The following is a 251-nucleotide window of genomic DNA, read 5'->3' as shown; positions in this document are numbered from 1 at the left end:
ACGCTGGTCGATGAGTGTGCAGAGCCCCATGCGGAGCCCACCACAGCCTACCTCGACGAGATGCGTGAAATCTACGAAAAACGTGGATTTTCTACACGTCAGGATCGCGACAGGCTGGGGTATCCCACACTCGTCATCGAGTGGCCGGCACCAGCCGATCCGAGTAGAATCACGCTGAGCATTGAACGTCCGACGTTGAGCGCGGCTCCGCGCCGCAAATGAAAAACCCCGTCAGACGCGAATCTGACGGG

Annotated in this window: 1 protein-coding gene; it reads left to right on the top strand. The window is 59.0% G+C overall.

All coding sequences use genetic code 11. The features are described 5' to 3' along the window. Window positions 1-222: hypothetical protein (locus AC1RPQ_RS08585; RefSeq protein WP_481762363.1), on the top strand; the 222-nt coding region annotated here is incomplete at its 5' end. Window positions 223-251: the final 29 nt, after the last annotated feature.

It is taken from the genome of Dellaglioa sp. CoH-57-MRSF-21, assembly GCF_056781915.1.
Note: the sequence above shows the minus strand (reverse complement) of the source record. Positions and strands in the feature narration are given on the sequence as shown.